General features: G+C 56.9%; 1 pseudogene. It reads right to left on the bottom strand.

Annotation, left to right across the window (positions count from 1 at the left end):
- Positions 1-450, bottom strand: a pseudogene (locus QCE79_RS33655) (hypothetical protein); the annotation flags it as partial.
- Between the last annotated feature and the right edge of the window lie 40 nt (positions 451-490).

The following is a 490-nucleotide window of genomic DNA, read 5'->3' on the forward strand; positions in this document are numbered from 1 at the left end:
TTTGAAAGTGGAAGCATCCAACGTCGTCGGCACGCCCGCGTCTTGCTCGTCACGATGCCGATCGACTAGCCACTGTGTCGCGGCGAGCCGTTCGTCGCGTTGCTCGCGCGCTTGGGCTGCGATGACTTCCATATCCTCCACGTAACTCGCAATTGGACCGAACTCGCCCGCGACCAATCGGGCGAATAACGCCCGACCGTGCGCTTCAACATCAGTGGGCATAGCAAAGAAGACCTGTGGTTCCGTGATGCCCATCGGATGATTGGGGAACGTCACAGTGCAGCGGATGCATTGCTTTTGCTCGGGATCCATCCATTGAGGGTTCGTGACGGTGCCGATCTCATACGGATCGCGGATCACCGGCGCTTCGTGCAATATCGCGCTGGTGCTACGAGCTGAATGCGCGGCATGACGGTTGGCATTGGTGTCGAAAAGGATTGGAATCTTCATGATTAGCTGATGCGTTGCCAGAGGTAGACATACAGCGAAT

Origin of the sequence: Caballeronia sp. LZ003 (genome assembly GCF_031451465.1) — a bacterium.
Classification (GTDB): domain Bacteria; phylum Pseudomonadota; class Gammaproteobacteria; order Burkholderiales; family Burkholderiaceae; genus Caballeronia.